30 protein-coding genes are annotated in these 24,843 nt (G+C 28.7%); 13 read left to right on the top strand and 17 right to left on the bottom strand.

The genetic code is table 11. The features are described 5' to 3' along the window. Positions 1-144: 144 nt before the first annotated feature. Entirely contained in the window at positions 145-465 is a 321-nt protein-coding gene (gene hspQ / locus ACTT83_RS01745) for a heat shock protein HspQ (RefSeq protein WP_440916673.1), read from the bottom strand. An 88-nt stretch (positions 466-553) separates the two neighbouring features. Between hspQ and ACTT83_RS01740 the strand changes: the two genes are divergently transcribed. Together ACTT83_RS01740 and ACTT83_RS01735 are read left to right on the top strand one after the other, a co-directional pair. Further along, positions 554-1,108, top strand: a complete 555-nt coding sequence (locus ACTT83_RS01740; RefSeq protein WP_440916672.1) for a septation protein A — start codon at positions 554-556, stop codon at positions 1,106-1,108. Beyond that, the gene (locus ACTT83_RS01735) at positions 1,098-1,439 is read left to right on the top strand and encodes a DUF2794 domain-containing protein (RefSeq protein WP_440918489.1); all 342 of its coding nucleotides are present in this window, start codon (positions 1,098-1,100) and stop codon (positions 1,437-1,439) included. The genes ACTT83_RS01740 and ACTT83_RS01735 overlap by 11 nt, the downstream gene beginning before the upstream one ends. 7 nt (positions 1,440-1,446) lie before the next feature. Here ACTT83_RS01735 and ACTT83_RS01730 read toward each other — a convergent pair whose 3' ends face one another. Beyond that, on the bottom strand, positions 1,447-2,211 hold the full coding sequence (locus ACTT83_RS01730; RefSeq protein ID WP_440917679.1) for a Bax inhibitor-1/YccA family protein: 765 nt from the start codon (positions 2,209-2,211) through the stop codon (positions 1,447-1,449). A gap of 82 nt (positions 2,212-2,293) precedes the next feature. Here ACTT83_RS01730 and ACTT83_RS01725 point away from each other — a divergent pair, with 82 nt between their 5' ends. Genes ACTT83_RS01725 through ACTT83_RS01700 form a run of 6 tightly spaced genes read left to right on the top strand, consistent with a single transcriptional unit; the run spans position 2,294 to position 7,073 of the window. Continuing rightward, positions 2,294-3,334 carry an aldo/keto reductase gene (locus ACTT83_RS01725; RefSeq protein WP_440917678.1) on the top strand — a complete coding sequence of 347 codons (1,041 nt, stop codon included), beginning with the start codon at positions 2,294-2,296 and terminating at the stop codon, positions 3,332-3,334. Then, entirely contained in the window at positions 3,325-3,837 is a 513-nt protein-coding gene (locus tag ACTT83_RS01720) for an invasion associated locus B family protein (protein WP_440918488.1), read from the top strand. Before ACTT83_RS01725 ends, ACTT83_RS01720 begins: the two co-directional genes overlap by 10 nt. Before the next feature lie 3 nt (positions 3,838-3,840). After that, complete coding sequence (locus tag ACTT83_RS01715; RefSeq protein ID WP_440918487.1) at positions 3,841-5,028, top strand: argininosuccinate synthase; 1,188 nt, start codon at positions 3,841-3,843, stop codon at positions 5,026-5,028. A gap of 60 nt (positions 5,029-5,088) precedes the next feature. Then, on the top strand, positions 5,089-5,547 hold the full coding sequence (locus tag ACTT83_RS01710; protein ID WP_440916666.1) for a hypothetical protein: 459 nt from the start codon (positions 5,089-5,091) through the stop codon (positions 5,545-5,547). Beyond that, positions 5,547-5,927 (top strand): phosphate-starvation-inducible PsiE family protein, encoded by a 381-nt coding sequence (locus ACTT83_RS01705; RefSeq protein ID WP_440916665.1) that lies wholly within the window; start codon positions 5,547-5,549, stop codon positions 5,925-5,927. Before ACTT83_RS01710 ends, ACTT83_RS01705 begins: the two co-directional genes overlap by 1 nt. A 6-nt stretch (positions 5,928-5,933) precedes the next feature. Then, positions 5,934-7,073: an FAD-binding domain-containing protein gene (locus ACTT83_RS01700; RefSeq protein ID WP_440918486.1), complete on the top strand. Its 1,140-nt coding sequence runs from the start codon at positions 5,934-5,936 to the stop codon at positions 7,071-7,073. Here the strand turns inward: ACTT83_RS01700 and ACTT83_RS01695 are convergent. From ACTT83_RS01695 to ACTT83_RS01675, 5 genes are read right to left on the bottom strand one after another with little or no spacing between them, the layout of a single operon-like run. Beyond that, a complete protein-coding gene (locus ACTT83_RS01695; protein ID WP_075519603.1) occupies positions 7,070-7,291 on the bottom strand; it encodes a hypothetical protein in 222 nt (73 codons plus the stop codon). The two genes, ACTT83_RS01700 and ACTT83_RS01695, sit on opposite strands and share 4 nt — an antisense overlap. 6 nt (positions 7,292-7,297) lie before the next feature. Continuing rightward, positions 7,298-7,987 (bottom strand): hypothetical protein, encoded by a 690-nt coding sequence (locus ACTT83_RS01690; RefSeq protein WP_440918485.1) that lies wholly within the window; start codon positions 7,985-7,987, stop codon positions 7,298-7,300. Next, positions 7,984-9,429, bottom strand: a complete 1,446-nt coding sequence (locus ACTT83_RS01685; RefSeq protein WP_440918484.1) for a CRTAC1 family protein — start codon at positions 9,427-9,429, stop codon at positions 7,984-7,986. The genes ACTT83_RS01690 and ACTT83_RS01685 overlap by 4 nt, the downstream gene beginning before the upstream one ends. Then, positions 9,411-9,539 carry a DUF2256 domain-containing protein gene (locus tag ACTT83_RS01680; protein ID WP_440916661.1) on the bottom strand — a complete coding sequence of 43 codons (129 nt, stop codon included), beginning with the start codon at positions 9,537-9,539 and terminating at the stop codon, positions 9,411-9,413. The genes ACTT83_RS01685 and ACTT83_RS01680 overlap by 19 nt, the downstream gene beginning before the upstream one ends. Then, positions 9,539-11,029 carry a cryptochrome/photolyase family protein gene (locus ACTT83_RS01675; RefSeq protein WP_440918483.1) on the bottom strand — a complete coding sequence of 497 codons (1,491 nt, stop codon included), beginning with the start codon at positions 11,027-11,029 and terminating at the stop codon, positions 9,539-9,541. Before ACTT83_RS01675 ends, ACTT83_RS01680 begins: the two co-directional genes overlap by 1 nt. A gap of 27 nt (positions 11,030-11,056) precedes the next feature. On the opposite strand from ACTT83_RS01675, the gene ACTT83_RS01670 reads away from it, so the two are divergent. Beyond that, positions 11,057-11,767 carry an SDR family NAD(P)-dependent oxidoreductase gene (locus ACTT83_RS01670; RefSeq protein ID WP_440916659.1) on the top strand — a complete coding sequence of 237 codons (711 nt, stop codon included), beginning with the start codon at positions 11,057-11,059 and terminating at the stop codon, positions 11,765-11,767. Next, the gene (locus ACTT83_RS01665) at positions 11,742-12,836 is read left to right on the top strand and encodes a PQQ-dependent sugar dehydrogenase (protein WP_440918482.1); all 1,095 of its coding nucleotides are present in this window, start codon (positions 11,742-11,744) and stop codon (positions 12,834-12,836) included. The genes ACTT83_RS01670 and ACTT83_RS01665 overlap by 26 nt, the downstream gene beginning before the upstream one ends. A gap of 10 nt (positions 12,837-12,846) precedes the next feature. Here the strand turns inward: ACTT83_RS01665 and ACTT83_RS01660 are convergent, their stop codons facing one another. Both ACTT83_RS01660 and ACTT83_RS01655 read right to left on the bottom strand, forming a co-directional pair. Further along, entirely contained in the window at positions 12,847-15,384 is a 2,538-nt protein-coding gene (locus tag ACTT83_RS01660; RefSeq protein ID WP_440918481.1) for an ABC transporter permease, read from the bottom strand. Further along, positions 15,368-16,033, bottom strand: coding sequence for an ABC transporter ATP-binding protein (locus ACTT83_RS01655; RefSeq protein ID WP_440917666.1), 666 nt, complete (start codon positions 16,031-16,033; stop codon positions 15,368-15,370). Before ACTT83_RS01655 ends, ACTT83_RS01660 begins: the two co-directional genes overlap by 17 nt. Here ACTT83_RS01655 and ACTT83_RS01650 point away from each other — a divergent pair. Together ACTT83_RS01650 and ACTT83_RS01645 are read left to right on the top strand one after the other, a co-directional pair. Further along, the gene (locus ACTT83_RS01650) at positions 16,032-16,652 is read left to right on the top strand and encodes an arylesterase (protein ID WP_440916655.1); all 621 of its coding nucleotides are present in this window, start codon (positions 16,032-16,034) and stop codon (positions 16,650-16,652) included. The genes ACTT83_RS01655 and ACTT83_RS01650 overlap by 2 nt on opposite strands. Positions 16,653-16,657: 5 nt before the next feature. Next, positions 16,658-17,662, top strand: a complete 1,005-nt coding sequence (locus ACTT83_RS01645) for an MBL fold metallo-hydrolase (protein WP_440918480.1) — start codon at positions 16,658-16,660, stop codon at positions 17,660-17,662. On the opposite strand, the gene ACTT83_RS01640 is transcribed toward ACTT83_RS01645, so the two are convergent. Genes ACTT83_RS01640 through hemC form a run of 7 tightly spaced genes read right to left on the bottom strand, consistent with a single transcriptional unit; the run spans position 17,659 to position 22,013 of the window. After that, the gene (locus ACTT83_RS01640; protein WP_440916653.1) at positions 17,659-17,925 is read right to left on the bottom strand and encodes an SHOCT domain-containing protein; all 267 of its coding nucleotides are present in this window, start codon (positions 17,923-17,925) and stop codon (positions 17,659-17,661) included. The genes ACTT83_RS01645 and ACTT83_RS01640 overlap by 4 nt on opposite strands. A 3-nt stretch (positions 17,926-17,928) precedes the next feature. Next, positions 17,929-18,132: a hypothetical protein gene (locus ACTT83_RS01635; RefSeq protein WP_440918479.1), complete on the bottom strand. Its 204-nt coding sequence runs from the start codon at positions 18,130-18,132 to the stop codon at positions 17,929-17,931. Positions 18,133-18,169: 37 nt separating this feature from the next. Then, the gene (locus tag ACTT83_RS01630) at positions 18,170-19,015 is read right to left on the bottom strand and encodes a bifunctional 5,10-methylenetetrahydrofolate dehydrogenase/5,10-methenyltetrahydrofolate cyclohydrolase (protein WP_440916651.1); all 846 of its coding nucleotides are present in this window, start codon (positions 19,013-19,015) and stop codon (positions 18,170-18,172) included. Positions 19,016-19,020: 5 nt separating this feature from the next. Further along, positions 19,021-19,311 (bottom strand): YggT family protein, encoded by a 291-nt coding sequence (locus tag ACTT83_RS01625; protein WP_440916650.1) that lies wholly within the window; start codon positions 19,309-19,311, stop codon positions 19,021-19,023. Next, entirely contained in the window at positions 19,308-20,393 is a 1,086-nt protein-coding gene (locus ACTT83_RS01620; protein WP_440916649.1) for a mechanosensitive ion channel family protein, read from the bottom strand. Before ACTT83_RS01620 ends, ACTT83_RS01625 begins: the two co-directional genes overlap by 4 nt. A 2-nt stretch (positions 20,394-20,395) precedes the next feature. Then, positions 20,396-21,094: a uroporphyrinogen-III synthase gene (locus tag ACTT83_RS01615; protein ID WP_440918478.1), complete on the bottom strand. Its 699-nt coding sequence runs from the start codon at positions 21,092-21,094 to the stop codon at positions 20,396-20,398. Between the two features lies 1 nt (position 21,095). Then, positions 21,096-22,013, bottom strand: a complete 918-nt coding sequence (gene hemC / locus ACTT83_RS01610; RefSeq protein WP_440918477.1) for a hydroxymethylbilane synthase — start codon at positions 22,011-22,013, stop codon at positions 21,096-21,098. Between the two features lie 56 nt (positions 22,014-22,069). Between hemC and tsaD the strand changes: the two genes are divergently transcribed. Then, the gene (gene tsaD, locus ACTT83_RS01605; RefSeq protein ID WP_440918476.1) at positions 22,070-23,143 is read left to right on the top strand and encodes a tRNA (adenosine(37)-N6)-threonylcarbamoyltransferase complex transferase subunit TsaD; all 1,074 of its coding nucleotides are present in this window, start codon (positions 22,070-22,072) and stop codon (positions 23,141-23,143) included. 89 nt (positions 23,144-23,232) lie between these two features. On the opposite strand, the gene ACTT83_RS01600 is transcribed toward tsaD, so the two are convergent. Next, positions 23,233-24,651 carry a hypothetical protein gene (locus ACTT83_RS01600; RefSeq protein ID WP_440918475.1) on the bottom strand — a complete coding sequence of 473 codons (1,419 nt, stop codon included), beginning with the start codon at positions 24,649-24,651 and terminating at the stop codon, positions 23,233-23,235. Positions 24,652-24,843 lie beyond the last annotated feature (192 nt).

The following is a 24,843-nucleotide window of genomic DNA, read 5'->3' as shown; positions in this document are numbered from 1 at the left end:
TAGTACGAAATAATTATCTGATCAAGAATGTAGAGGGAGATAATAACGAAGGGTAAAATTTAACACTCTTGATCAGAATTAATTAGACTTAACAATGCCCTGTGACAAAGATTTGAGCTAAATGTGTTTAAAAAGTGAATTTACTTAATTTGACGGCTTAAAATAGCTTGAACCTTTTTTACCAGAGAAAATTTCCTCAATTAATGGATGTTTGATTGGCTCATCAGAGTCATCGGTCAATAAATTTTGCTCTGACACGTAGGCTTCATAAGTTATTTCATCATTTTCAGCTAACAGATGATAAAATGGTTGATCTTTTCTTGGTCTAACATTCTTAGGTATAGATTGATACCATTCCTCAGAATTATTAAACTCAAAATCTACATCATAAATCACACCTCTAAACTCAAAGTGTTTGTGTTTTACAATATCGCCTATTGAAAATTTAGCTTTTTGAATTGCCATTAAGATTAGTATGGGTATTTAAAAATAAAAATCAATAAGAAAAATTTATAGTTTTTGTGAAAATATTATTTATGTTAATATTCTTCAAGTGAATAAATCTTTTTTAAAGTTTCTTACTGATTTTGGACCTTTAGTAATTTTTTTTTACTACTATTACGATAGTGGAAAAGATTTAAGAGTAGCCATTCCACCATTTATAATTGCGACAATTATAGCATTAGCGATTGTTTGGTTTTTAGAAAAAAAAATACCCAAAGTTCCTTTGTTGAGTGGAATATTAATTACTTTTTTTGGTGGCCTTACAATTTATTTTGATAACCCAGTTTTTATTTACATCAAACCAACAATCATTAATATTTTATTTGGTCTGGCTTTAATATTTGGAAGGTATTTTACAAATGAACCTGTGTTAAAAAAATTAATGGGAAAATCAATACCACTTACAAACGAAGGTTGGGAATTGTTAAGTAAAAGATGGATATACTTTTTCTTTGGACTTGCTATTTTAAATGAATTAGTTTGGAGAACACAATCTGAGGAATTTTGGGTCAACTTTAAAGTTTGGGGTTTACTTCCAATAACTTTCATTTTTACAGCCTTTCAAATCGGTTTAATAAATAAATATAAAACTCATGAAGAATAATTTAAGACTGGTTGTTAATAATCTTGATAAAAAAAAATTTAATGAAAATCATTTTTTTGAAAAAAATGAGCTTAAAATAATATTAGATTTATATGCAAAAATGGTTTCAGAGGGTTCTTGGAAAGATTACGGTCTTAATATTTCAAGCAAACAGGTGGGATTTAGTGTTTTTAAAAATGCAGCTGAAAATGCTATTTATAAAATTTGCAAAAACTTTAAGCCAAAAAATAAAAATTTAAAATATTTAATTACGGATACCAATGGTAAAATACTAAGGAATTCCTCAGACCTTAATTTGTTGTTAAAAAATACTAATTGGAAAAAACTTTAAAATAAAATTATCTTCTTTGACCGAAAAGTCTTAAGAGCATAATAAATAGGTTAATGAAATCTAAATAAAGAGTCAGAGCACCCATTACCGCTTTTTTACCCATTAACTCGCCAGTATCACTAGCAGAGTACATGTTTTTTATTTTTTGAGTATCATAAGCAGTAAGGCCTACAAAAATTAAAACTCCTAAAATTGAAATCACGAAATACATCATTGAAGATTTTAGAAAAATATTAACTAATGATGCAATAATAATTCCTATTAGTCCCATCATCAAAAATGATCCGAACTTAGTTAAATCTCTCTTTGTTGTATAACCATAAATGCTCATAGCACCAAAAGTAGCTGAACAAATAAAAAATACTCTTGTTACACTTAAACCTGTGTAAACTAATAAAATTGAAGATAGTGATAAACCCATTAAAGCAGCAAAAATCCAAAAAGTTGTCTGAGCTTTTGATGCACTCATTTTGTTGATCCCAAAACTCATATAAAATACGACACCCAAAGGAGCTAACATAACTATCCACTTAAGTCCTGATAAATAAACGGCATTTCCAACCTCAGTTAAAGCCACAATAGAACCACTTGCATCAGTAACAACTGACATTTTAAATGTTATCAACGCTATAATTCCTGTAAGTAATATTCCAGTCGCCATGTAGTTATAAACTTTTAACATGTAGGCTCTTAAGCCCTCATCAGTAACCGCAGTGGTTTCACGTGCTGCTGCTCTTGCTCTTGCTAGAATACCTTTTTTGTCTGTTGCCATAATTTCTATAGATATATAGTCTTTTACTAAATATTCAAGATACCTTAAAAGATTAATAAAAAATTATACTTTAAAAATCACTATGAATTATAAAAAATTAGGCAATACGGATCTTGATGTGAGTACAATTTGTCTCGGTACTATGACCTGGGGCGAACAAAATACTCAAGAAGAGGGATTTCAGCAAATGGATTATGCTTTAGATCATGGTGTAAACTTTTGGGACACTGCAGAAATCTATTCCATACCGATGAGAGAAGAAACATATGGGGAAACAGAGAGAATAATCGGTAACTGGTTTCAAAAAACTAAAAAAAGAGACAAGGTTGTTATAGCAACAAAAGTTTGTGGTAATACTTCAAACAAATATATCAGGGGTGGTGGTTATAATTTTGGGAAAAAAAAAATTTCTGAAGCTTTAGAGGAAAGTCTCAAAAGATTGAAAACAGACTATATCGATCTCTATCAACTTCATTGGCCAGAGAGAAATACAAATTTTTTTGGAAAACATGGTTATGAACATGACGAAAACGATAATGATTGGACACCGTTTGAAGAAATTCTTGAAAGTTTAAAAAAATTTATTGAACAAGGTAAAATTAGATACATTGGTCTATCTAATGAAACTGCATGGGGTTTGTCAAAATTTCTTGAGATATCAAAATTAAAAGATTTACCAAAAATGATGTCGGTGCAAAATCCATACAATTTACTTAATAGAACTTATGAAGTTGGACTTGCGGAAATTTCTGTTAGGGAGAAAAGTGGTTTGTTAGCCTACTCGCCTTTAGCATTCGGATACTTAACAGGAAAATATAGAAATAATAATTTACCAGAAAAATCTAGAATGAAACTATTTAAAGATTTCACAAGATATAAAAATGAAAATGGTCAAAAAGCTATCGAAGAGTATTATAAGTTATCGCAAAAATTCAATATTGATTTTACTCAAATGTCATTGAAGTTTTGTGAAATTCAGCCATTTATGACAAGTGTGATAATAGGTGCAACGACAATCGAACAGTTGAAAACAAACATAGAAAGTGTAAATGTAAGTTTAACAAGCGAAATTTTAAATGAGATTAATAAAATTCAAAAAATGTTCCCAAACCCATGTCCATGATTAAAAAGATTTTATTCATATTTATGCTTTTTACTTTTTTATTCACATCGAAATCTTTTGGAGAAGATCTAAAAAAAATTGGTAAATATAAAGATTGGGAAACAATGGTTTTAGCGGAAGCATCTGGTAAAGTATGTTTTGCTCAGTCTTCACCAATTCTACAATCTCCTAAAACAAATAAAAGAGATGCTAGGTTATTTGTAACATTTAGACCTGGCGAAAAAATTTCAAATGAAATCAGTACTACTGCTGGTTATGAATTTAATAAAAACAATACTGTATTAGCAACCTCAGGAAATAACAAATTTAAATTTGATATTAAGCAACAAGGTTTTGCATGGATGACTAGTAATAAAAAAGAAAATATTATGGTCAAGATTATGAAAAAAGGTTCAAGAATAATGGTAACTGGATACAATGAAAAAGGCTCTCAAACAATCGACCATTATTCATTATTGGGATTCACTAAAGCATATAACACTGCAAAAAAAGCTTGTAGCTAGTTAATGAAATCAAAAAAAAGAATTGTATTAGCTTACTCAGGCGGTTTGGACACATCCATTATTCTTAAATGGCTTCAAGAAAATTATGATGCAGAAGTAATTTGTTACACCGCAGATATCGGACAAGAAATAAATAGAAAAAAGATTATTTACAATGCGAGAAAATTTGGTGTTACAAAAATAATTATAAATGATTTAAAAGATATTTTTGTAAAGGACTATGTATTTCCAATGATCCGTGGTCATGCAATTTATGAGGGTGTTTATCTATTAGGAACCTCAATCGCCAGACCTCTGATAGCAAAGGATCAAATAAAGGTTGCAAAAAAATTCAAAGCATATGCAGTATCTCATGGGGCTACTGGAAAAGGAAACGACCAAATAAGATTTGAGCTTGGTTATCATTATTTTGGTCCCAAAATAAAAATTATTGCACCATGGAGAATATGGAATTTAAAATCTCGATCAGATTTAATTAATTATGCGAAGAAACGCAATATTCCTATCCCAAAAGACAAAAAAGGTGCATCTCCTTTTTCAGTGGATGATAATTTATTTCATACATCAACTGAAGGTAAGTTACTAGAAAATCCAAAAAATTCTGCACCAGAATTTATTTTTCAAAGAACTGTTTCTCCAGAAAAAGCTCCTAGCAAAGCTACTCATGTAACAATTAATTTTAAAAATGGTGACCCCATTGGTCTTAATGGAAAAAAATTTGGACCAGCAAAATTATTATTTAAACTAAATCAATTGGCAGGAAAAAATGGAATAGGAAGAGTTGATCTTGTTGAAAATAGATTTTTAGGCATCAAGTCTAGAGGAGTTTACGAAACTCCAGGTGGTACATTGTTAATCCATGCACATAGAGCGATTGAGTCAGTTACACTTGATAAAGAAACAATGCACAAAAAAGATGCAATAATGTCAAGGTACGCAGAATTGATCTATAATGGATATTGGTTTTCAAAAGAAAGGTTTAAACTTCAAAAAATTGTGGATTTGAAAAAAAACAAAATTAATGGATCTGTTAAACTTAAACTTTATAAAGGCAATGTTACAATTCAATCAAGAATGACAAAAAGCAATGCTTACTCAATGAAAAAAGTTTCGTTTGAGGAAAATAAATCATTTATTAAATCTAATGTTGAGAAATTTATAAATTTTCACAAAAAAAAGTTAAGAAACTAGCTAATTATTCGGTGACAAATTGGGGATTGTTTATTTTTGAAAAAAACTTAATTTAAATTTATGGAATCGTTTAAAAATTGGATGAAAGATACAGCAAACATTTTGTTTGATGATAGCAAAAATGATCTTAGATCATTACCTAAAACAGTAAGATTGCAAATTTTATTGGTGTTAAGTTTTATCTGGACTACTGTTTTTAGTTTGTACGTATTCTCATATACAACTTTTGTATTTGGGTGGACTGGACTTTTTTTAGCCCACATTGGATTAATATTTGCGGTATATTTGACATTTAAACATTTTCATAGAGCTGAGGAAAATTCTGCCAGCGTTTTTAAAACAAAAAATTTTGACCCCTTTAAGATAATGGTGCTCGTTTTTGTAATTGTTTTTATATTCGTGTTTTCAAAAGGAATCGAAGTGTTGACAAGTCCAAATCCATATTCTTATTCAATTCCGTATGATGGTTCCTCAAAATCAGTATTTGAAAAATGGTTACCATTTAGTAAAGATAAATAATGGAAAAGATAGCTAAAAACCTACAACTTCTTCTAATGTGTATCATTCTGGTAAGCACTGTAATTGCAGTTGGAATAGAGATTTATAAAATGTTTGAAAATCGATCGGTTACCTTAGCTGATTTGCTGCTAATGTTTCTTTACTTAGAAGTGCTAGCGATGGTAAGAGTTTTTTGGAACCAGCAATCCATAAGTATTACATTACCACTACTTATAGCTATTACAGCATTAGCACGATTTATTATTTTACAAGGAAAAGAAATGGATCCAAGTGCATTAGTATATGAAGCGGTAGCAATAGTTTTAATTGCAGGTGCTATTGTAATCTTGAGATTAAGACATAGCGATAAATTAGGTCTAAAGAAAAAAAAATCGAAATAATTAAAAATGAATTTTGAAGCTTCAAGGGCTAAGGCCTTAGATAAACTAAATAATTTTGTGGAAAACAATCTCTCAGAATATTCAAAACTTAGAAACTTTGATTACGGACCTGATAACAGGTCTAATATTTCTTGTTTATCTCCATATATTACTCACGGTATTATTAATGAAAAAGAAGTTATCAAAAAATCTCTTGATAAATTTTCATTTGCAAAAAATGAAAAATTTATTCAAGAAGTATTGTGGCGTACATATTGGAAAGGTTGGTTAGAATTAAGACCCAGTGTTTGGACAGATTTTTTAATTGAATTAAAAAAGATTAAAGGGGATTTTCAAAACAATCAAAATTATAAAAACGCGATTGAGGGAAAAACAAATGTTGAGTGCTTTAACTATTGGGTCAACGAACTCAAAGAAAATAATTATTTACATAATCATACTAGAATGTGGTTTGCCAGTATTTGGATTTTTACACTAAATTTGCCATGGCAATTGGGTGCGGAATTTTTTATGCAACATCTTTATGATGGAGACGCTGCATCAAACACTCTTGGGTGGAGATGGGTTGCAGGTGTTCAAACACAGGGAAAACATTATTTAGCAAGTGAGTGGAATATCAAAAAATTTACAAATAATAGATTTAGCAATATTAAATTAAATGAAAACGCTCCACCCAAGATTTCTGAAAAAAAATACTCAATTTTAAAACAGAATTTTACTAATCCTGAAAATATTGATCAAAATAATTTGATAATATTCGAGAATAACCTCTGTTTTGAAACAAGTGATTTTAAAAATAATAAATTTAAAAAATTTTATATAATTTCGAATAAAAATGAAAATAGATGCATCAAACTAAGTGAAAAAGTTCTTAAATTTAAGTCATCACTTATTCAAGACCAGGAAAAAAGATTTAAAAATCAATCTATTGATTGTGAAGTTATAGATATTAGCGAAATTAAAAAAATAGAAAAAGCAGTGGGGTTGTATCCAACTATTGGAGAAAATTTAGATTACTTGAATTCAAATACTTTTAAAATCAATTTCCTTTATAGAGAACTTGATCAAAACTCTTGGCAATATTGTAATAAAGGTTTCTTTAACTTTAAAAATTATATTCCAAAAATTATTTCAACACTTAACTAAAACCATCTAAACATTCCAATAATCCCAGCTGTAGCATAAAAGAATTGTAAAAATAATATTCCTCTATGACCGCCTCGATAAGCCCAAATTCCAATTAGAATTGCAGATATTAGTAGTAAACAAAAACCAAAAAACTCTATACCAATATTCATAGCTACAAATAATGAGTACAATATTGCAGTGATAACACCTGCCCACTCAAAAATTTTATTATTCATATTTATTTATCTCGCGAGTTTTATAAAAATATCACCCATTCCAGCATCTAAATTTTCTAAAGGTGTATTATTTCTCAACTCGCAATATCTACCCGTCACTTGATGACTTTTAACAAAGTCTACCTCATCTTTCGCACAATTTTTTCCATTGTGCAATAAACCTATTACTATTCGATCGTTAAGACTATACACCTCTGATTTGTTAATTTTATCACCATTACAAAAATAATCTTTATTTACTCTATTGGGAAAATCTTTTTTAGAACAAGGATTTTTTATTGTTAAAACATAGAATTCTTTAAAACCATCCTCAAATTTATGTTTCATCTTTTGAGCTTCAGAATACTTCATAAGATCACAAGAACATGGAACACAACACCTATAATAGTTTCCACAAATTTTTTTATTCGTTTTACTTTCTTTAATAAATAAGAATTCTGAGTCACTATTTGGGTCAATTAAAGACCCAGAAACTGCACAATATAATTTGTTAAATTCAACAAAGTCTTTGTAAGTAATTTTTTTATCTATGATATATTTAAAAAATTTTGGTCCTGCGGCATTTCTATTTTTATCAGGGAATATTCTAGACCAATCAGTAATAAGCTCTTTGTGATAATTTTTTTCTCCAGCAAACGACTTGAGTTGAAATGATATTAAAAATACAATTAAAAATATATTGAATATTTTTTTCATTTCTGTCTTACAATAATTGTTTGGTTAAGTTTCTTTATATCAATCATTTCTTTACTTCCATTTGTCCATCTAATTTCTACTTTAAAATTTTTTTCTTTTTTTCTAATTCCATAATGTGCCACAGGTTCCATTTGGCATAAGTAACCAGATCCTGAATCAATTGTTTTTGAATGTTTTCTTTGATTAGTTATTAAGGTAACAGTGGCTCCTCTTGCTGGTGCACCATACTTATTTAATGGTTTAATCCTTAAGTATTTACTTCCTTTATCAACTTTTGCTTTATACAAAGTTAATGTTTGTGCTTTACTTTCACCACGAGAAACTAATAATTCTAAAATTCCATCATTATCTATATCCGCGACTGCAGCACCAGTTCCATACCCATTAGCTTCGAGTCCTACCTGAAAATTTATCTGCTCAAATTTTCCATTATCTTTAATACGAAATAACTTATTTGGTTCTGCTATATTGTTCATGAAAACTTCATCAAAACCATCATTATCAAAATCTGCAGAAATAATTGTTCTTATTCTAGAGGGTTCATCAAAATCTTTATTTCCAATGTCTTTAAATTCATTATTTTCCAGGACCCAAGCTCTGTGATATCCAAGCCAATTACCACTTAAAATATCTAATCTACCACGGTAATATATGTCTGATAAAGCTGTACCCCGTCCATTTTGGATTGCATCATCTAATCTATAATCAAATGCAACATCATCAAAATTTCCATTATTATTTTTAAAAAGAAAATTTGCTCCTCTCTCATTGGCCGCAAAGATATCGGCTCTTTCTGTCAAAATATGCCCAGATACAACTGCTCTTCCACCAGTAATATTATCCAGATTTAAATTCTCAGCTTTATCTTTGATAAGTTCATTTTCAATCTCATAAAACCTTGTTGGTCCTCCGTAGTTTGCAACATAAATTCCATATTCACCATCTCCCTTTCTATCTACACAAACAACAGATCTTCCTGCTGTTAAATTTAGATTTTCTTTATTTTTTTCTAATTCAAATAAATCAAAATAATTATTATCTTTTATATCCAATAATCTGTCTGAATATTTTTTAACTCCACTATATGTATCGGTATTTAAAAAGTAGATTTCTTCAAAGCCATCTTTATCAATATCACATGCAGCAACTCCAATGGTTTTCTTTGAAATATCTGAAAAAATTTTTTGTTGGTTTATATTCTTCAATTTTCCATCTTGAAAAGATAACGCTAAATTCGGAAAACCAAAACCTGTGACTAAAAACTCATTATTTCCATCCATATTAAAATCTGTCACTGAAATACCATAGCTCAGTCTTTTTTCATTATTCTCAATAATTTTTGATAGATCCTCAAAAAATTCTGCACGAGCGTTGTTTGTAAGAATTATTAATAAAAATAAAATTGAATATTTATAAAAATTTTTTATTTTTTTGATGAACATTTTTTTGAACAATACTTAACTTTTTCCCAATTAAGTCTCCATTTTTTTCTCCATTTAAATGGCCTTTGACATATTGGACAAACTTTAATTGGTAAATTTTCTTTTTTCACTAAATTGTATTTTCTTTAATGAATTTATCTGCAGCTGACAAAATCAATTTTTTTCTATCAGTTTTCATCTTATCGAAAATTCTCACCATCATTGAAAGCCTTGGATTTTTTAAAAAAAACTTTCTATTTCGATCTATAAATCTCCAATAAAGCCCATCCATTATATTGCACCAATCACCCCTCTTAAAATCCATCATCTTCATAAAATAACTTGATCCACAAATGTATGGTTTAGTTGCAAATATTCCACCATCACTAAACAATCCCATTCCATAAACATTTGGAACCATCACCCAATCTGAGGAGTCCACAAACATTTCCATAAACCACTTGTAAACAATAGTGGGTTTGATCTCACAAAGGTTCATTATGTTCGATAAAATCATAAGTCTTTCAATATGATGAGACCATCCATGATTTAATGCGTTCTTTATTGCATAATCCAATGGTGGTAATCCAGTAGTGCCGTCATACCAGGATTTTTTCATCTTACGATTTTGTTTGAAAAAATTTCCTGTCTCCATTTCACTAGAATAACTTTGATAAATTCCTCTCATAAATTCTCTCCAACCAATTATTTGACGAACGTATCCCTCTAAAGAATTTAGTCTTATTTTTTTACTTTTATGGAATTCTAAAATTTTTTTAATTATAAATTCTGGAGTTATAAGACCTAAATTTACATATGGACTAAGTGCACTATGAAACAAAATATTATCTTTTTGATCAACTGCATCCTCGTAATCACCAAATAAGTTTGATTTTTCTTTAATGAAAAAATTTAAAAGCTTCAAAACATCATTGTGTTCTGTAGCAAACCAGAAATTTTTGGTACTGCCAGGATGATCCTTAAATAGCTTTTCAACAATAGGTTTTAGCTTTTTAGTATGATAAGTTTCATTTATTTTTGGAAATTTCGGGATTGAAATATTTTTTGGTAATTTATTTCTATTATCCTCATCAAAACTCCACTTACCTCCTGTAGGATTCCCATCAGCACCTATTAATATTCCAGATTTTTTTCTGACATCTTTGTAGAAAGTTGCCATAAATGGTTTTTTGGATTTAGATAAATATTTTTTAAAATCCTCTCTTGAATTTAAAAACATTGGCGTCTGGATAATATTCCATTTTATTTTTTCTTTATTAACAAATTGATTAATTTTTTTTTCAAAAAACTTATCCTCAACTTCAAAACTGGATATTTCCTTAATCTTTTTTGTGCTAATTAATTTTTTAAGCTTTTTAAAATAACTTTCCTTAAATTCTTTATCCTCTATTTTTGAGTATTCTATTTTAAATTTATCTTTTTTAAGTACATCTGCGTGAGATCGCATTGATGATAAAAATAGAAGAATTTTTTGTTTATGATGTTTTTCATAAGTACAAAGCTCGTAATCTTCAGCCATGAAAAAAAGGTGGTCTTTTTTGAAGCGGTCTAGGTATTTTGATGGAAATAATTGATTGCCCAGTATAAAAAATAACTTCATAATTAAATATAACTAATTAAATTTTTTATGTCAGAAAAATATCTTATTTTTGGTGCGACAGGTTCAATCGGATCAAGCTTGGCTGAACAATTAGTAAATTCTGGAAATAGTGTACATTTAGTAGGTAGAGATGAAAACGAGGTTAAAAATATTTCAGAGAGATTAGGGTGTCCTTTTACTATCGCAGATGTTTTGGAAGAGGGATTTATAGAAAAAGTTAAAAATGATATTTCTGATGTAAAAGGTGTTGCTTATTGTGTTGGGTCAATTGACTTAAAACCTGTGAGAATGGTAACAGAACAAGATTTTGTAAAATGTATGAAATTAAATCTTTATTCTGCGGTGGAAGTTATTAAGGGTTATCAAGAGAGTTTGAAAAAAAATAAGGGCTCAATAGTTTTATTTTCAACTGTTGCTGCTCAAAGAGGATTTACCAATCACGCAATTATTGCATCAACAAAAGCAGCTGTTGAGGGTTTAACAGTCTCACTTGCAGCTGAATTTGCTCCAAACATAAGAGTGAATTGTATTGCGCCAAGCTTGACTAATTCAAAAATTGCTGAGCCCATGTTAAAGAATAAAGCCCTAGCAGATGGTATTGCAAAGGCCCATCCTTTAAAAAGATTGGGAGAGGGAAAAGACTCTGCCTCTTTAGCTAGATTTTTAATAACTGAAGATAGCTCTTGGATAACAGGTCAAATTATTGCAGTAGATGGTGGAAGATCTAAACTTTCATAAGGTGAAAAAACTTTTTTTTGTAATTATATTTTTTATATTTTTTTCAACTAATTTATTTGCTCAAAATTTAAAATTTAAAAAATTAGTTGTTCTTAACGACCCATGGGGTTCGTCTTTTTTAAATAATAAAGAACTAATTATTACTGAAAAAGGTGGAAAAATTAAGATCATAGATATACTTCAAAAAAAAGCTGTTGAAGTTGATCATAACCTAAATTTTCTAGAACACGGACAGGGTGGTCTTTTAGATATTTTATATAAAGACAATTTTATTTATGTTTCATATTCTGAAAACAGAGGTAATGGGAAAACAAGTACCTCTATTGCTAAAGCTATTTTTGATAAGAAAAAATTAAATTTTAAAAATATTTTTCAAGCTGAACCTCCTATTGATTCTGGTTATCATTTTGGTTCAAGGTTAGCGATCAAAGATAATCACTTATTTGCCTCTGCCGGTGAAAGAGGTAAAGGCATGATTGCCCAAGACCCCTCAAAACATCCTGGGAGTATTATAAGAATTAAACTTGATGGAAGTATTCCAAATGACAATCCTAAATTTGTTGATAAGCCAGATTGGCTACCTGAAATTTATCAAATTGGTATCAGAAATCCTCAAGGTTTAACTTTATCATCATACGATGGTAAAATTTATATGAGTAACCATGGTGCCAAAGGTGGTGATTGGTTTGGTGAAGTAAAAAAAGGTGAAAATTATGGTTGGAAAATATTAGGCTGGGGAGGAAAAAATTATTCTGGCTTTCCTATTGGTCCAAAATGGAAACCTGGCTTTACAAAAGCAATCCAGTATTGGGTGCCTTCAATTGCAACAAGTGCAATTACAATTTATGAAGGAAACGAATTTAATGAATGGAATGGTCATGCTTTAATTACATCATTAAAAGATCAATCCTTAAGAAAACTAATCTTTAATGATTTGTCCAACATAAAAGAAGATGTAATTTTTAAAGATGAGATCGGACGAATTAGAGATATCCAGGTTCATCCAAAAAATGGAAAAATTTACTTTTTGGCGAGTGATAACCTTTGGCTGATGGAAAAGGCTAAATAGATCTTAGTGATTATTGATTTCTTATAAGAGGATAAACCTTTGGATTTAAATATTTAATATTAGTTAATAATATTAACACCAACGTTACTAAACCAATGGATAAACCAAGATAAATCAAAACTTTAAGATCAAACTTCCAGAATAACTCAAATATATTTTCAATAATAAATTTTGAACCAACTACAGCAAACAAAACTGCAATCATTATTACAGATATAAAAATAATCATAAATTCAATCAGCGAAGAAAAAACAATCTCTTTTCTTGAAAAACCTAAAATTTTAAAAACCAAATTTTGGTATTCTCTTACTTTTCCTTGAACCATTATTGCACTTGATATTACAATTAAACCAATGACGATAGTGACTGTTGAAATTACAATAACTGCTATGAAAACTTTATTTAAAACATTAGTTACTTTATTTAAATAATCAGCAATTTTAATCATTGATAAACTAGGGAAAATTTCAAGCATTTTTGTTTCATCAAATTTATTTAAATTATTGAACTTTGTTGTTGCTAAATATTCGTGAGGAATATTTTTTGCAAAGTCAGGGTTAAAAAGCATTGCAAAATTTATATTTAGATCTCTATAATCAACTTGTCTAAAGTTGACTATTTCACCATCAATTTCTCTACCATAGATATTTAAAGTAAATATATCCCCTAATTTAATATTAAAATCTTTTGCAACCTTAGCGTCTAATGATATCTGAAGTTGGTTTGGTTTAGACAAATCCCACCACTTACCATCAATAATTAGATTATCCTCAGGAACTTCTTTTGTCCAAGATGATCTCCGTTCACTGCCAATAACCCAATAACTATCATTTTCAGGTTTAATATATGTGTTTGGATTTATACCATTAATTTTTACTATTCCTGAGGAAACCATTGGCACAATTTCAATATTTGCACCAGGATCCATTGATAAAATTCTTTGTTCAAACTTTTCACGCTCTCCATTTTGAATGCCCACAAAAAAATAATCAGGAGCGATGTCAGGTATTGATTTTGCTATCTCTCTTTTAAAATTAGTTCCAACTAATGCCAAAGTCAAAAGTAATGTAACACCAAGGCCTAAAGACATAATTGTAATAGGTGTAATACTTTTTGATTGTGTAATATTTTTAATAGATACTTTCAAAGGAGTGCTCGAATTAAATTTAAACTTTTTAAGAGAAAATATGATTAACTTTGAAAGTAGAAAAAAGATAATTAAACAAATAAAAAAAGCCCCAAAATACCCAAGACTATAAACAAGATTTTCTGATCTATAAGTAAATATTAAAATCAAAATCGATAACATTATAATACTCATACCAATTAATTTTTTTGAATAATAAAATTGTAAGTTTTGGAATACATTTCTAAATAGACTTGAAGCTTTGACTTGATCGATAGAACTAATTGTAGGAATCGAAAAAATTATCAAAACTAATAAACCTATTAAAAATATTTTTAAAAAATTAAAAAAAGAAAAAAATAAATTTATCTTAAGTCCAAAGCTACTTGACAAATATTTGTCTGCTAATGGCACAATTAATAAACTACTTAAATATGCTGAAATAGTAATTATAAATAATAATATTACCAATTGAAGATAATAAAGTTTTTTAATATTACCGGAATAAAAACCTAAGGCCTTTCTTACTGCTATAGACAAGTTATTTTGATTTATAAAAGACAAAAGAGTATTAGCAATACCAATACCAGCAATAAGCATCGCACTTATTGAGACAAGGGATAAAAATTGTGAAAAGTTACCAATTACTCTTTTTAATCCACTTGCTGCATTTTCTGGATATCTAATTTTTACCTTTTGATCATCTTTAAAAATACTTTCGATTTTTTTTATGATTGTTTCTGGATTATCATTGGTATTAAATTTTACTTTATATTCATAATTTAAAAAATTTCCTATTCCGTTAAGTTTTAAGATATCTAAGGTTTGTTTACCTGTTAAAACCCAATCTCCAAAAGTCACAAATCCACTTACATCTGGAACAGATCTTACCTTACCAATAACAAGAAATTCTTGATCTTGAATTTTTACAATTTCATTTGTTTTGATATTTAGGGTTTTTGATAAACTCTCATTAATTAAAATTGTATAAGGTTCAGTTTGCATTCTTTCATAAGCATCAGCAGGTTCATAAGTTACTTCACCATATAAAGGATACTTTTGGTCAACTGTTTTTATTCTAGTAAATAAAGATTTATTTTTCTTTCGATTTGTTGTTGAAAGCATTGTGCTGAATTCAACCATCTCTGATATAGTTGTAAACTCTTCAACTTTATTTAATAAATCTATATTTCCTTGATTTCTGTTATAATCAATTTCTAAGTCTCCACCTAAAAGCTCTTTAGCATTTTCTTTGAGTTCCTTTTTTAAACTATCCTCAATAGTAAATATTGCGCTTAATATAAAAAGACTGATGAACAAAGTGATGATTATACTAGAGATTTTTTTATAGTTCCTTTTTAAATCTCGCAGAGCATATATTAAGATGAACTTGTATTGATAAAAATTATTTAATTTTTCCATCTTTAATTTTAATTTTTCTACTTGCACGGTTAGCGAGTTTTGGGTCGTGTGTTACCATAATTAGTGAAGAACCCTCCTCTTTAACATACCTAAATAAAATTTTAGAAATCATATCGGAATTTTCTGTATCTAAATTTCCAGTGGGTTCATCAGCTAGAATTAGCTCTGGCTTCATAGCAATAGCTCTTGCGATAGCGACACGCTGTTGTTCTCCTCCAGATAACTGACTGGGTAAATTATTTAGTCGATGTTTTAAGCCAAATCTATCTAAAAGAGATTTTGCTTCTTTTTCAGGATTTTTAAATTTATTCAATTCAAGAATTAAGGTTACATTCTCTAGGGCTGTATAATTTGGGATTAAATAAAAAGACTGAAAAATTATACCAATATTTTTTTTTCTGATTTTTGATACTTCATCCTCACTTAATTTTGTAATTTCGTGGTCTTGAAAGTATATCTTGCCTGAAGTTGGACGCTCTAAACCACCAATTAACATGATTAAACTTGTTTTTCCTGAACCACTTTCACCTACTATTGAAATAGTTTCTTTTTTTTTTGTGGTCAAATTTATATCTTTTAAAACACTAATATTGTCTTTACCAGTTTGGTATTTAAGATTTATCTTTTTTAATTTAAGAAGAGTGCTCATGAACAGAAGTTTTATTATTAAAATTATTATTATCTGTCTACTAACCATTAATGCATATGCAATCGAAAAGATTGTATTATTTGGTGATAGTTTGATGGCTGGTTATGGTTTGTCTGATGACAATAGTTTACCAGTTGTTTTAGAGGAGAATTTAGAAGCAAAGGGTTATAATATTGAAATTGTAGATGGCAGTGTTTCTGGTAGTACATCGTCAGGGGGATTAAATAGAGCTGATTGGACTTTGAGTGAGCCAGATATAGATCTAATAATTTTATGCTTAGGGGCTAATGACATGTTAAGAGGCATCCAGCCAAAAGAAACAAAAATCAATTTAGAAAAAATTATAAAAATTGCTCAAAATAAAAATATTGAAATTATCCTAGCTGGGATGATTGCTCCAACCTCGCATGGTTTTTCTTATAAAAAAAAATTTGACAAAATTTTTCCTGATCTAGCCAAAAAATTTAAAATAGAACTCATTCCTTTTTTACTTGAGGGAGTGGCAATGAAGCCCGAGTTTAATCTAAGTGATGGTATACATCCAAATGAAAAGGGCACCATAATAATAAGTAGAACTTTAGAGAAGACAATTATAAAAACTTACAATAAAAAAAATTAGTTTTAGTGGAAAAAAAACCTTATCACCATTTACCAGACGGTACTTTTAGAAATCCCGAAGGTTCACCAAAACCAGATCCTAATGTTAAATGGTCCTTCAAAATTTTTAATAGAGAGAAAAAAAAGCTTGATATGACAGTTCCCAAAGAACATGTTATTGAAAAAGAGAAAGTTTTAACAGACTTAAAAAAATTTCAAGAAGACGATTATGTAGCATGGATTGGCCATGCAACATTTTTAATAAAGCTTGGTGAAACAACAATTATTACAGATCCGGTATTTTCAAAAAATGCTGGGCCGCTAATTTTTGGACCTAAGAGATTTACCGAACCAGCACTAAAATTAAACGAAATTCCGAAAACAGATATTTTTTTACTCACCCATAATCATTATGATCATCAAGATATGATGACGATCCGGCGATTTCCTTTTAAAAATTCTAAAGTTTTACTTCCATTAAAACTTGGTAAATATTTTACCAGAAATGGTTATAGCAATGTGAATGAAATGGACTGGTATGATAAAATTGAAATAAATAAAAATTTAAAAATTACTTTTTTACCTGCTGTGCATTGGTCAAAAAGAAGTCTAACAGATACTAATAAAACTTTATGGGGAAATTTTTTGATCGAATATAAAGATATAAAGTTATTATTTGGTTGTGACACTGGAGTAGGAAATATTTATAAAGATATAGGTAATAAGTATGGTCCAATTGATCTTACATTTATAAATATTGGTGCCTATAATTTTTATCCAATAATGCCTTATAAAGATAAGTCGGTTTATCACACTAATCCAGAAGAAGCTTTAGAGGTTGCAAAAAATTTAAAGAGCAAAAAAGTGATTGGAATGCATTGGGGCACGTTTGTTTTATCCCTAGAACCAATCATGGAGCCACCTGTAAGATTTAAAGCTGGTGCGGAAAAATATGGATTTAAAAAAGAAGATACAATTATTTATAAAATAGGCGAATTTGGATCTTTAAAAAAATTACTTAATTATAATTAATTATCTAAAATTTTTTTTTTAGCTTTTTTAAATTCTTCTTCAGTTAAAACACCATCTTTAAGGAGTTGATTTAATTTATCCAGTTCATCTGTTAACTTATCATTATTATCAGATAAGTTGTCTTCATGGTCCTGATCTTCTAAGCTCTCATTGGATTTATTTTCTCTTTTAGCCTCAAAGCCTTTCATGATAGCTGTTCCGCCCAAGTAAAGGACAAATGCTAAAATTGGTATCGCTAATCCGAAAAAAATTATTTTTTCCACAATTTAATCCTCATCATCTTCTCTCCAATTTTTTTCATACATTAACCATGCAGCATAAATTACTGAAAATGTTCCAACTATCATACCATAATCAAATCCAGTTTGTTTATCATATAAATACCAACCTAATTGTGTCGCGCCAATTGGTGGAACTGTCAGTATGAGCATAAGAAGTGCAATTCTATAGGGGTATCTAGGTTTTTTCATAACTTATCTTATCAAAAAAAATTTATGGAATTCAATATTATGCTTGCGATCTTTTGAAACAGTCAATCGTATTTTTTAGCAAGCAAGCGATTGTCATTGGACCAACTCCACCAGGAACAGGCGTGAGTGCTTTAGCATTTTTTGAAACTTCATCAAATGCAACATCACCAACGATACCTTTCTCAGTTTTATTGATTCCAACATCGATCACGATAGTATCTTTTTTAACCCAATCACCTTTAACTAACTCGGGAATACCAACGGCTGCAATAATAATATCAGCTTCTAAACACTCTGCTTTTAAATCTTTTGTTTTAGAGTGTGTTATAGTAACAGTGCAATTTTCTTTTAGTAAAAGTTGAGTCATTGGTTTACCATTTAAGTTAGACCGACCAACAACAACTGCTTTTTTGCCATTTAAGTTAGGTTCGATCTTTTTAATTAACAAATAACATCCTAATGGTGTGCATGGAACGGAACTCTCATAACCTGATGAAAGATTTCCAACATTCATTGGATGAAATCCATCTACATCTTTTGATGGGTCAATCGCTTCAATAATTTTTTGTTTATCAATATGTTTTGGTAATGGTAATTGAACTAAAATACCTGACACAGAGTTATCTTTATTTAATTCATCTATCTTCTCTAAAATAACTTTTTCCTCGACACTATCTGGATATTTAATTACATCTGATTTAAGTCCAACTTCGTTAGCAGATTTTTCTTTATTTCGAACGTAAATCTGACTAGGAGTTAAGTCTCCAATCAAAATTACTGTTAACCCTGGAACTTTATTATACTTAATTTTAAGATCAGATACTTCTTTTTTAAGCTGTTCCCTTAATAGTGCTGCTTCTTTTTTTCCATCAATTAAAATCATAAATCCTAGAATATCATTGGTGCAATGTAGAGCTTCATACACATTTCTATAAACCAAATCAATAGCAGTAAAATAATTGGAGAAATATCTAACGCTCCCAAATTTGGTAAAAATCGTCTTATTCTTCTTAGAAATGGTTCTGTTAATCTGTAAGTAAAATCTAAAACTGCATAAACAAATCTATTTTGAGTATTCAATACATTAAAAGCGATTAACCAGCTGATGATAACATTGGCAATCACTACATACGAATAAAGTTTTAATAATTGTAAAACTAAATAAAAGATAGCAATCATTTTTTTTCAATATAAATCGAAGAACTCGGAAATGCGAAAGAGGCTTTATTGTTTTCAACAATTTGTTTTATTGCAATTGCAAGTTTTTCTTTTACTGAAAGCCATTCGTTCCAACTATCCGATTTTGTGAAACAACGCACATACATGTCTATAGAACTATCTGAAAACTTATCGACCCTAACTGCAATTCCTATATTAGTGTCAAAGTCATCACTTTTTTTTATGTGATCTTCAATTTGATCTCTAATATTTTTTAATTGATCAACCGAAGTGTCATATTGGAGAGTAATAATCCAACTAATTAACCAGTTTGAAGTTTCACTTACATTTACCACAGCATTTTCTGCAAATTGAAAATTTGGAATTATTGCTAATGATTTATCGAATTTTCTGATTGTTGTTGATCGAAAACCAATTTTTTCAACAATACCCTCAATTATTCCATCGACAGAAATCCAATCACCGATTTTAAATCTTTTTTCAACTAATACCAAAATCCCAGAAATTAAATTTTTAAACAAATCTTGAGCACCCAATGCAACTGCTACTCCAAACAAACCTAAACCAGCAATAATTGGTCCAATCTTTATTCCCCATAATTCTAAGACTGCTGCAAGCCCTAGTATGAATATTAATATCTTTAAAGATTTAATGATCCATCCAATGAGTTCTCTTGTTAATAATTTATCAAGACCACTTAAGATATATGAGACTGGTTCTATAATTTGATGAATAACCCAAAAAATTAATATGGTTATTAGAGTTCTATTTATAGTATCGACAATTTCTCTACCTTCCATAGAAAATGTCATGTAATAACTTGCTATAAAAAAACCTAAAACAATTGGTAAAAATCTTGCAGGACCAATTAAAGATTTTACGAAAGTATCATCTAATTTATTTGTTGTTCTTTTTGAGATAATTTCTAACTTTTTGATTACAAGTTTACTAATAAGACCTCTGAAAATTAAAAAAATTAAAAAAATTCCTAAACCAATTAATATTTGTAAGATATCAACACCTAAAATACCTTTGTTCCATACAGATAAAAATATTTCAGAAAAATTATTAAACAATTCCATAATTAAATTTTATATAACAAAAACTCTTCTTCTCCAGGATTAAAAAGAAATATTTTTTTCCATTTAATTTCATTCAATATAGATGAAGTTTTCTCCCCAATACACGATAAATTAGTATTCATCCATAAGCTTTCAAATTGGTGATTTTTGACAAAACTCAAAAAACTTTGAGCACTATTCTGTGAATAAATATAAACCATATCAGGCATGTTCAATTTTAAATCTTTTACAAAACTTTCATTGAATTTTTGATTATGTTTTACTCTATAATTAATCACTCTTTTTATTCCATAGCCCTCTTTGATGAGTTGTTGATCTAAATCAACAGATATAATTTCACCGCTGACATAAAGTAACTTTTTACTTTTTGTCTCGTAAGTTTGTAATATTAACTCTTTTAAGTTAGAAACATTGCCCTCTGCAGCTATTGTGTTTTGAAATCCTGATGATCTAGCCTTTTTTTCAGTTAAATTACCAACACAAAAACATTTGATATTTTTGTCTATGTTATTTTGATCTAAATATTTCACTGCATTAGCACTAGTAAAAATAATTCCTCCATATTCAGAAAATTTAATTTCCTCATAATTAACCTTTTCAATATTAATCAGTGGGATATGCGAAACTTGGTGACCTAATGATTTAAACTTTAAAATCATTTCTGAACAATCTTCCAGTGGTCTTGTTAATAAAATATGCATATTATCTTTTGTAAGAATTATTTGATTGCATTTTTAAATTCTGCCCAATTTGTTTACCTATCTCTTTAAATTTATCAATCTGGCCAGATTTCTTTTCATAAAATCTTTGAGAGCCATCTATTGAAAAAAGTTCTGCCTCAACTACAATTGTATCACTTTCTATTTTTGAATAAACGCCTATTGCTGTTTCACAATCTCCCTCTAGAACTTTAAGAACATTTCTCTCAGCATGAGCTCTTTTATAGGTTTCTTCATGATTTACTTTTTTTAAAATTGAAATAATTTCTTTATCTGCTTCACGACATTGGAGTGCAATTATTCCTTGTCCAGCACTTGGTATGATTTCTTGTGCTGAGAAAATTTCAGCTATTTCATTTTCAAGATTTAAATTTTTAATCCCTGCATAAGACAAAATTATTGCATCATAATTTCCATCTTTTAGTTTTTTAATTCTAGTATCCACATTACCTCTAATTATTTTGCATGTTAGATCAGATCTTAATTTTTTAATTTGAAATTCCCTTCTAAATGAAGATGTTCCTATAATTGATTTCAGCTTAAGATCATTTAATTTTTTCTTATCATTTGTTATCAAAATTTCTCTTGGATCATTTCTCTCTAAAAAACAGTCTGTTTTAAGTCCGCTAGTTTCTGTTGCTGGCATATCTTTTAATGCATGAACTGCAATGTCGATACTTTTATTCTCTAACTCTTTTTCAATTTCAGTTGAGAACAATCCTTTGCCACCTATATCAGACAACTTAGTATCTTTAATCTGATCACCTTTTGTTGAAATAGATATAATTTCAATATCATTCTTATCTAAAGTAGTTTTTTTAATAATTTGTTCTTTAGCTTTTTGAGCATACAACAATGCTAATTTACTACCTCTTGAACCTATGATAATTTTTTTAGTCATAAATATATTTATTTCTTTCTTGTATTTGAAATGTACAATTATTAAAAACTATTTGTATGAGTAAAAAACCCTTAATTCTCGGAATTGAAACTAGTTGTGATGAAACGGCTGCCTCAGTTATAACTGAGAATGACCAAGGGAAACCTATAATTTTATCAAACATCGTCTCTAGCCAAACTAATGTCCACAAAGAATTTGGTGGAGTGGTTCCAGAGTTAGCTGCCAGATCACATATCGGAAAAATAGATTTAATCGTGAAGAAAGCTTTGGATGATAGTGGAATAAAAATAAAAGATATTGATGCAGTGGCTTCGACTGCAGGTCCTGGTCTAATCGTTTGTTTGTCAGTAGGCTTAAGCTTTGGGAAAGCTTTTGCCTCTTCAATAAACAAGCCTTTTATAGCTGTAAATCATTTGGAAGGACATGCATTGAGTCCAAAATTAGTTTCAAACTTAGATTATCCTTACCTCTTGCTTTTAATTTCGGGTGGTCATTCACAATATTTAAACGTTCAAGGTCTTGGAAAATATAAAAGACTGGGAACAACTATTGATGATGCACTAGGTGAGGCTTTCGATAAAACTGCAAAACTTTTAGGAATAGAATTTCCTGGAGGCCCCAAAATTGAGCTTTGGGCAGAAAAAGGTGATCCAAATTCTTATGACTTACCAAAACCAATTATCAACAAGGGTGGTTGTAATTTATCATTTGCCGGTCTTAAAACTGCAATACTTAAGATAAGTAAAACTATTAAAACTGAGCAAGATAAATTTAATTTAGCAGCTTCCTTTCAAAAAACAATTGAAGAAATACTAAAAAAAAAAACAAAAATTGCTTTTAATGAATTTAAAAACCAAAATGACATACAAGATAAAATTTTTGTCGTTGCAGGTGGTGTCGCAGCAAATAGAAAAATAAGATCTATGTTAATAAACTTGTGTAAAGAAAATAATTATCGAAGTGTTTTCCCACCAATAGAAATATGTGGAGATAATGCTGCGATGATAGCAATGGTAGGTTTGGAAAAGTATAAATTAAAACTATTTAATGAACTAGATTATCCAGCAAAGCCTAGATGGCCTTTAGATGAAAGTGCAGCTTTTCTTAAGGGTGCTGGAGTTCAATTATGATTCAATATTGATTAATAAAAACAATTAGTGTTATTTACTCTCCTACTTTCACCAACTTCAAGTAACGTTTTACTTATATTTAAAATCTCTTAGATTTTACTATATATGTGATTAAATTTACCTGTGTATATTAATTGAAAATCTTTTAGCTGGATTTTTTTTGCATTAATTTTATTAATTATCAAAAAATCGTACAATTCAACATCTTTTTTTTTTAGATAAAAGTCCTCAATATTTTGCTGTTTATTTACATGCTGTTCTAATACCATTATGGTGCCAAAACTATGTATTTCGTTATTATCACTAATTAAAAATGATGAAAATAAACTTTCGTCATCTGTTAAAATACGGAGGTCTTTCCCTTTTACTGATTGTAAAACTTGATTTTGCATTTTCTTTGTTTCGATATAATTATTTGAAGATGCTTTTAAATTTGGTAATTCAGACACCAATAAAGCCAAAGTTGTAAAAATTAAAATATTTTTTCTTAAATCTCCTAAAAAATAAATTATTATTGGTGTGAAAACAATCATAGATAAGGCAAAATTTCCATAATTTCCTCCCACTTTAAAAAAGCCTGGTACGGCAGAAATTGATAAAAAGAAAAAAATATAAAGCCATATATTTTTTTTATATCCAAAAAATGTATTTTTAATTTTGTCTTGCAAATTATTGAAACCCAATTTTTCTACATTACAGGCTAGTAAGAAAAGGACAAATATAATTGTTTTAATTATAAAGATATAATTATCTCTGATAATCTCACCTAAAGTGTAAAAATCAGTTTCTGAGTATATCAATACATTAAAAAACCATAAATCACTATCCTGAGACATTATAAAATAAAACAAACCTATAGCAGAAATTATGATAAAACTAAAAATTCTAAAAAAATAATGTTTATTGAATAAAGCGTATAGACCTATGGCAAGAACAATTAAAATTGTTTGCTGCTTTAGAGCCACCGCATATAGTATTAAAATAAAACTAATAAATACCTTTAAAAAATTAACTTTATAAATTTTGTTATCTAGATCTAAAATATAAATTGCGTAAAAGATTAAGGCGTAAGATAATGTGTCTGTTTTAAATGTAATAGCATAAAATAACCAAAACCTACATGGCCACAAACTCAATAATATTATAATTAACCAGCAAATATTATAGTCAGGAATTTTTTTATAAATTTTTTTGGATATTTTGATGGAAATAAAAAAGAAAAAAAAAACACTTAATATTGCTAAAACAGTTAAAAATTCAAATAAAAAGTAATCAGGTATAACAAATCTAAGAAAATAAATGATATAAGCTAACCCTGGAAAATATGCACTAATAGGATAAAAGTCGCTGCCATTAATATCTGGAAAAAAATAACCATATTTTAAGTAGTTTATAGACAAGCCAAGTTGCCCAGCAATTGGATATCTATAAAATTTTCCTAATGCATCAATTAAAATAAATAACCAAAAACAAACAAAAATTATATTTTCAATTTTATTTAATTTCATATCTAGAAAATTTATTAACTTATTACATAAATCTTTAAACTATATACTCAAAATTTATAATACTTTTTCCATAAGTTAATATTGTAGAGTTTTGTACAAATCATATCAATTTTAATCTTATTCTTATTAAGATATTTTATATATTTAAGCGTTTTAGAAACACTACCATCGATTAAATCAGGAGAAGTTAGG

It is taken from the genome of Candidatus Pelagibacter sp., assembly GCF_052049775.1.
GTDB lineage: Bacteria > Pseudomonadota > Alphaproteobacteria > Pelagibacterales > Pelagibacteraceae > Pelagibacter.
The sequence above is the reverse complement of the archived record's forward strand: the minus strand, read 5'-3'. Positions and strand labels throughout refer to the sequence as shown.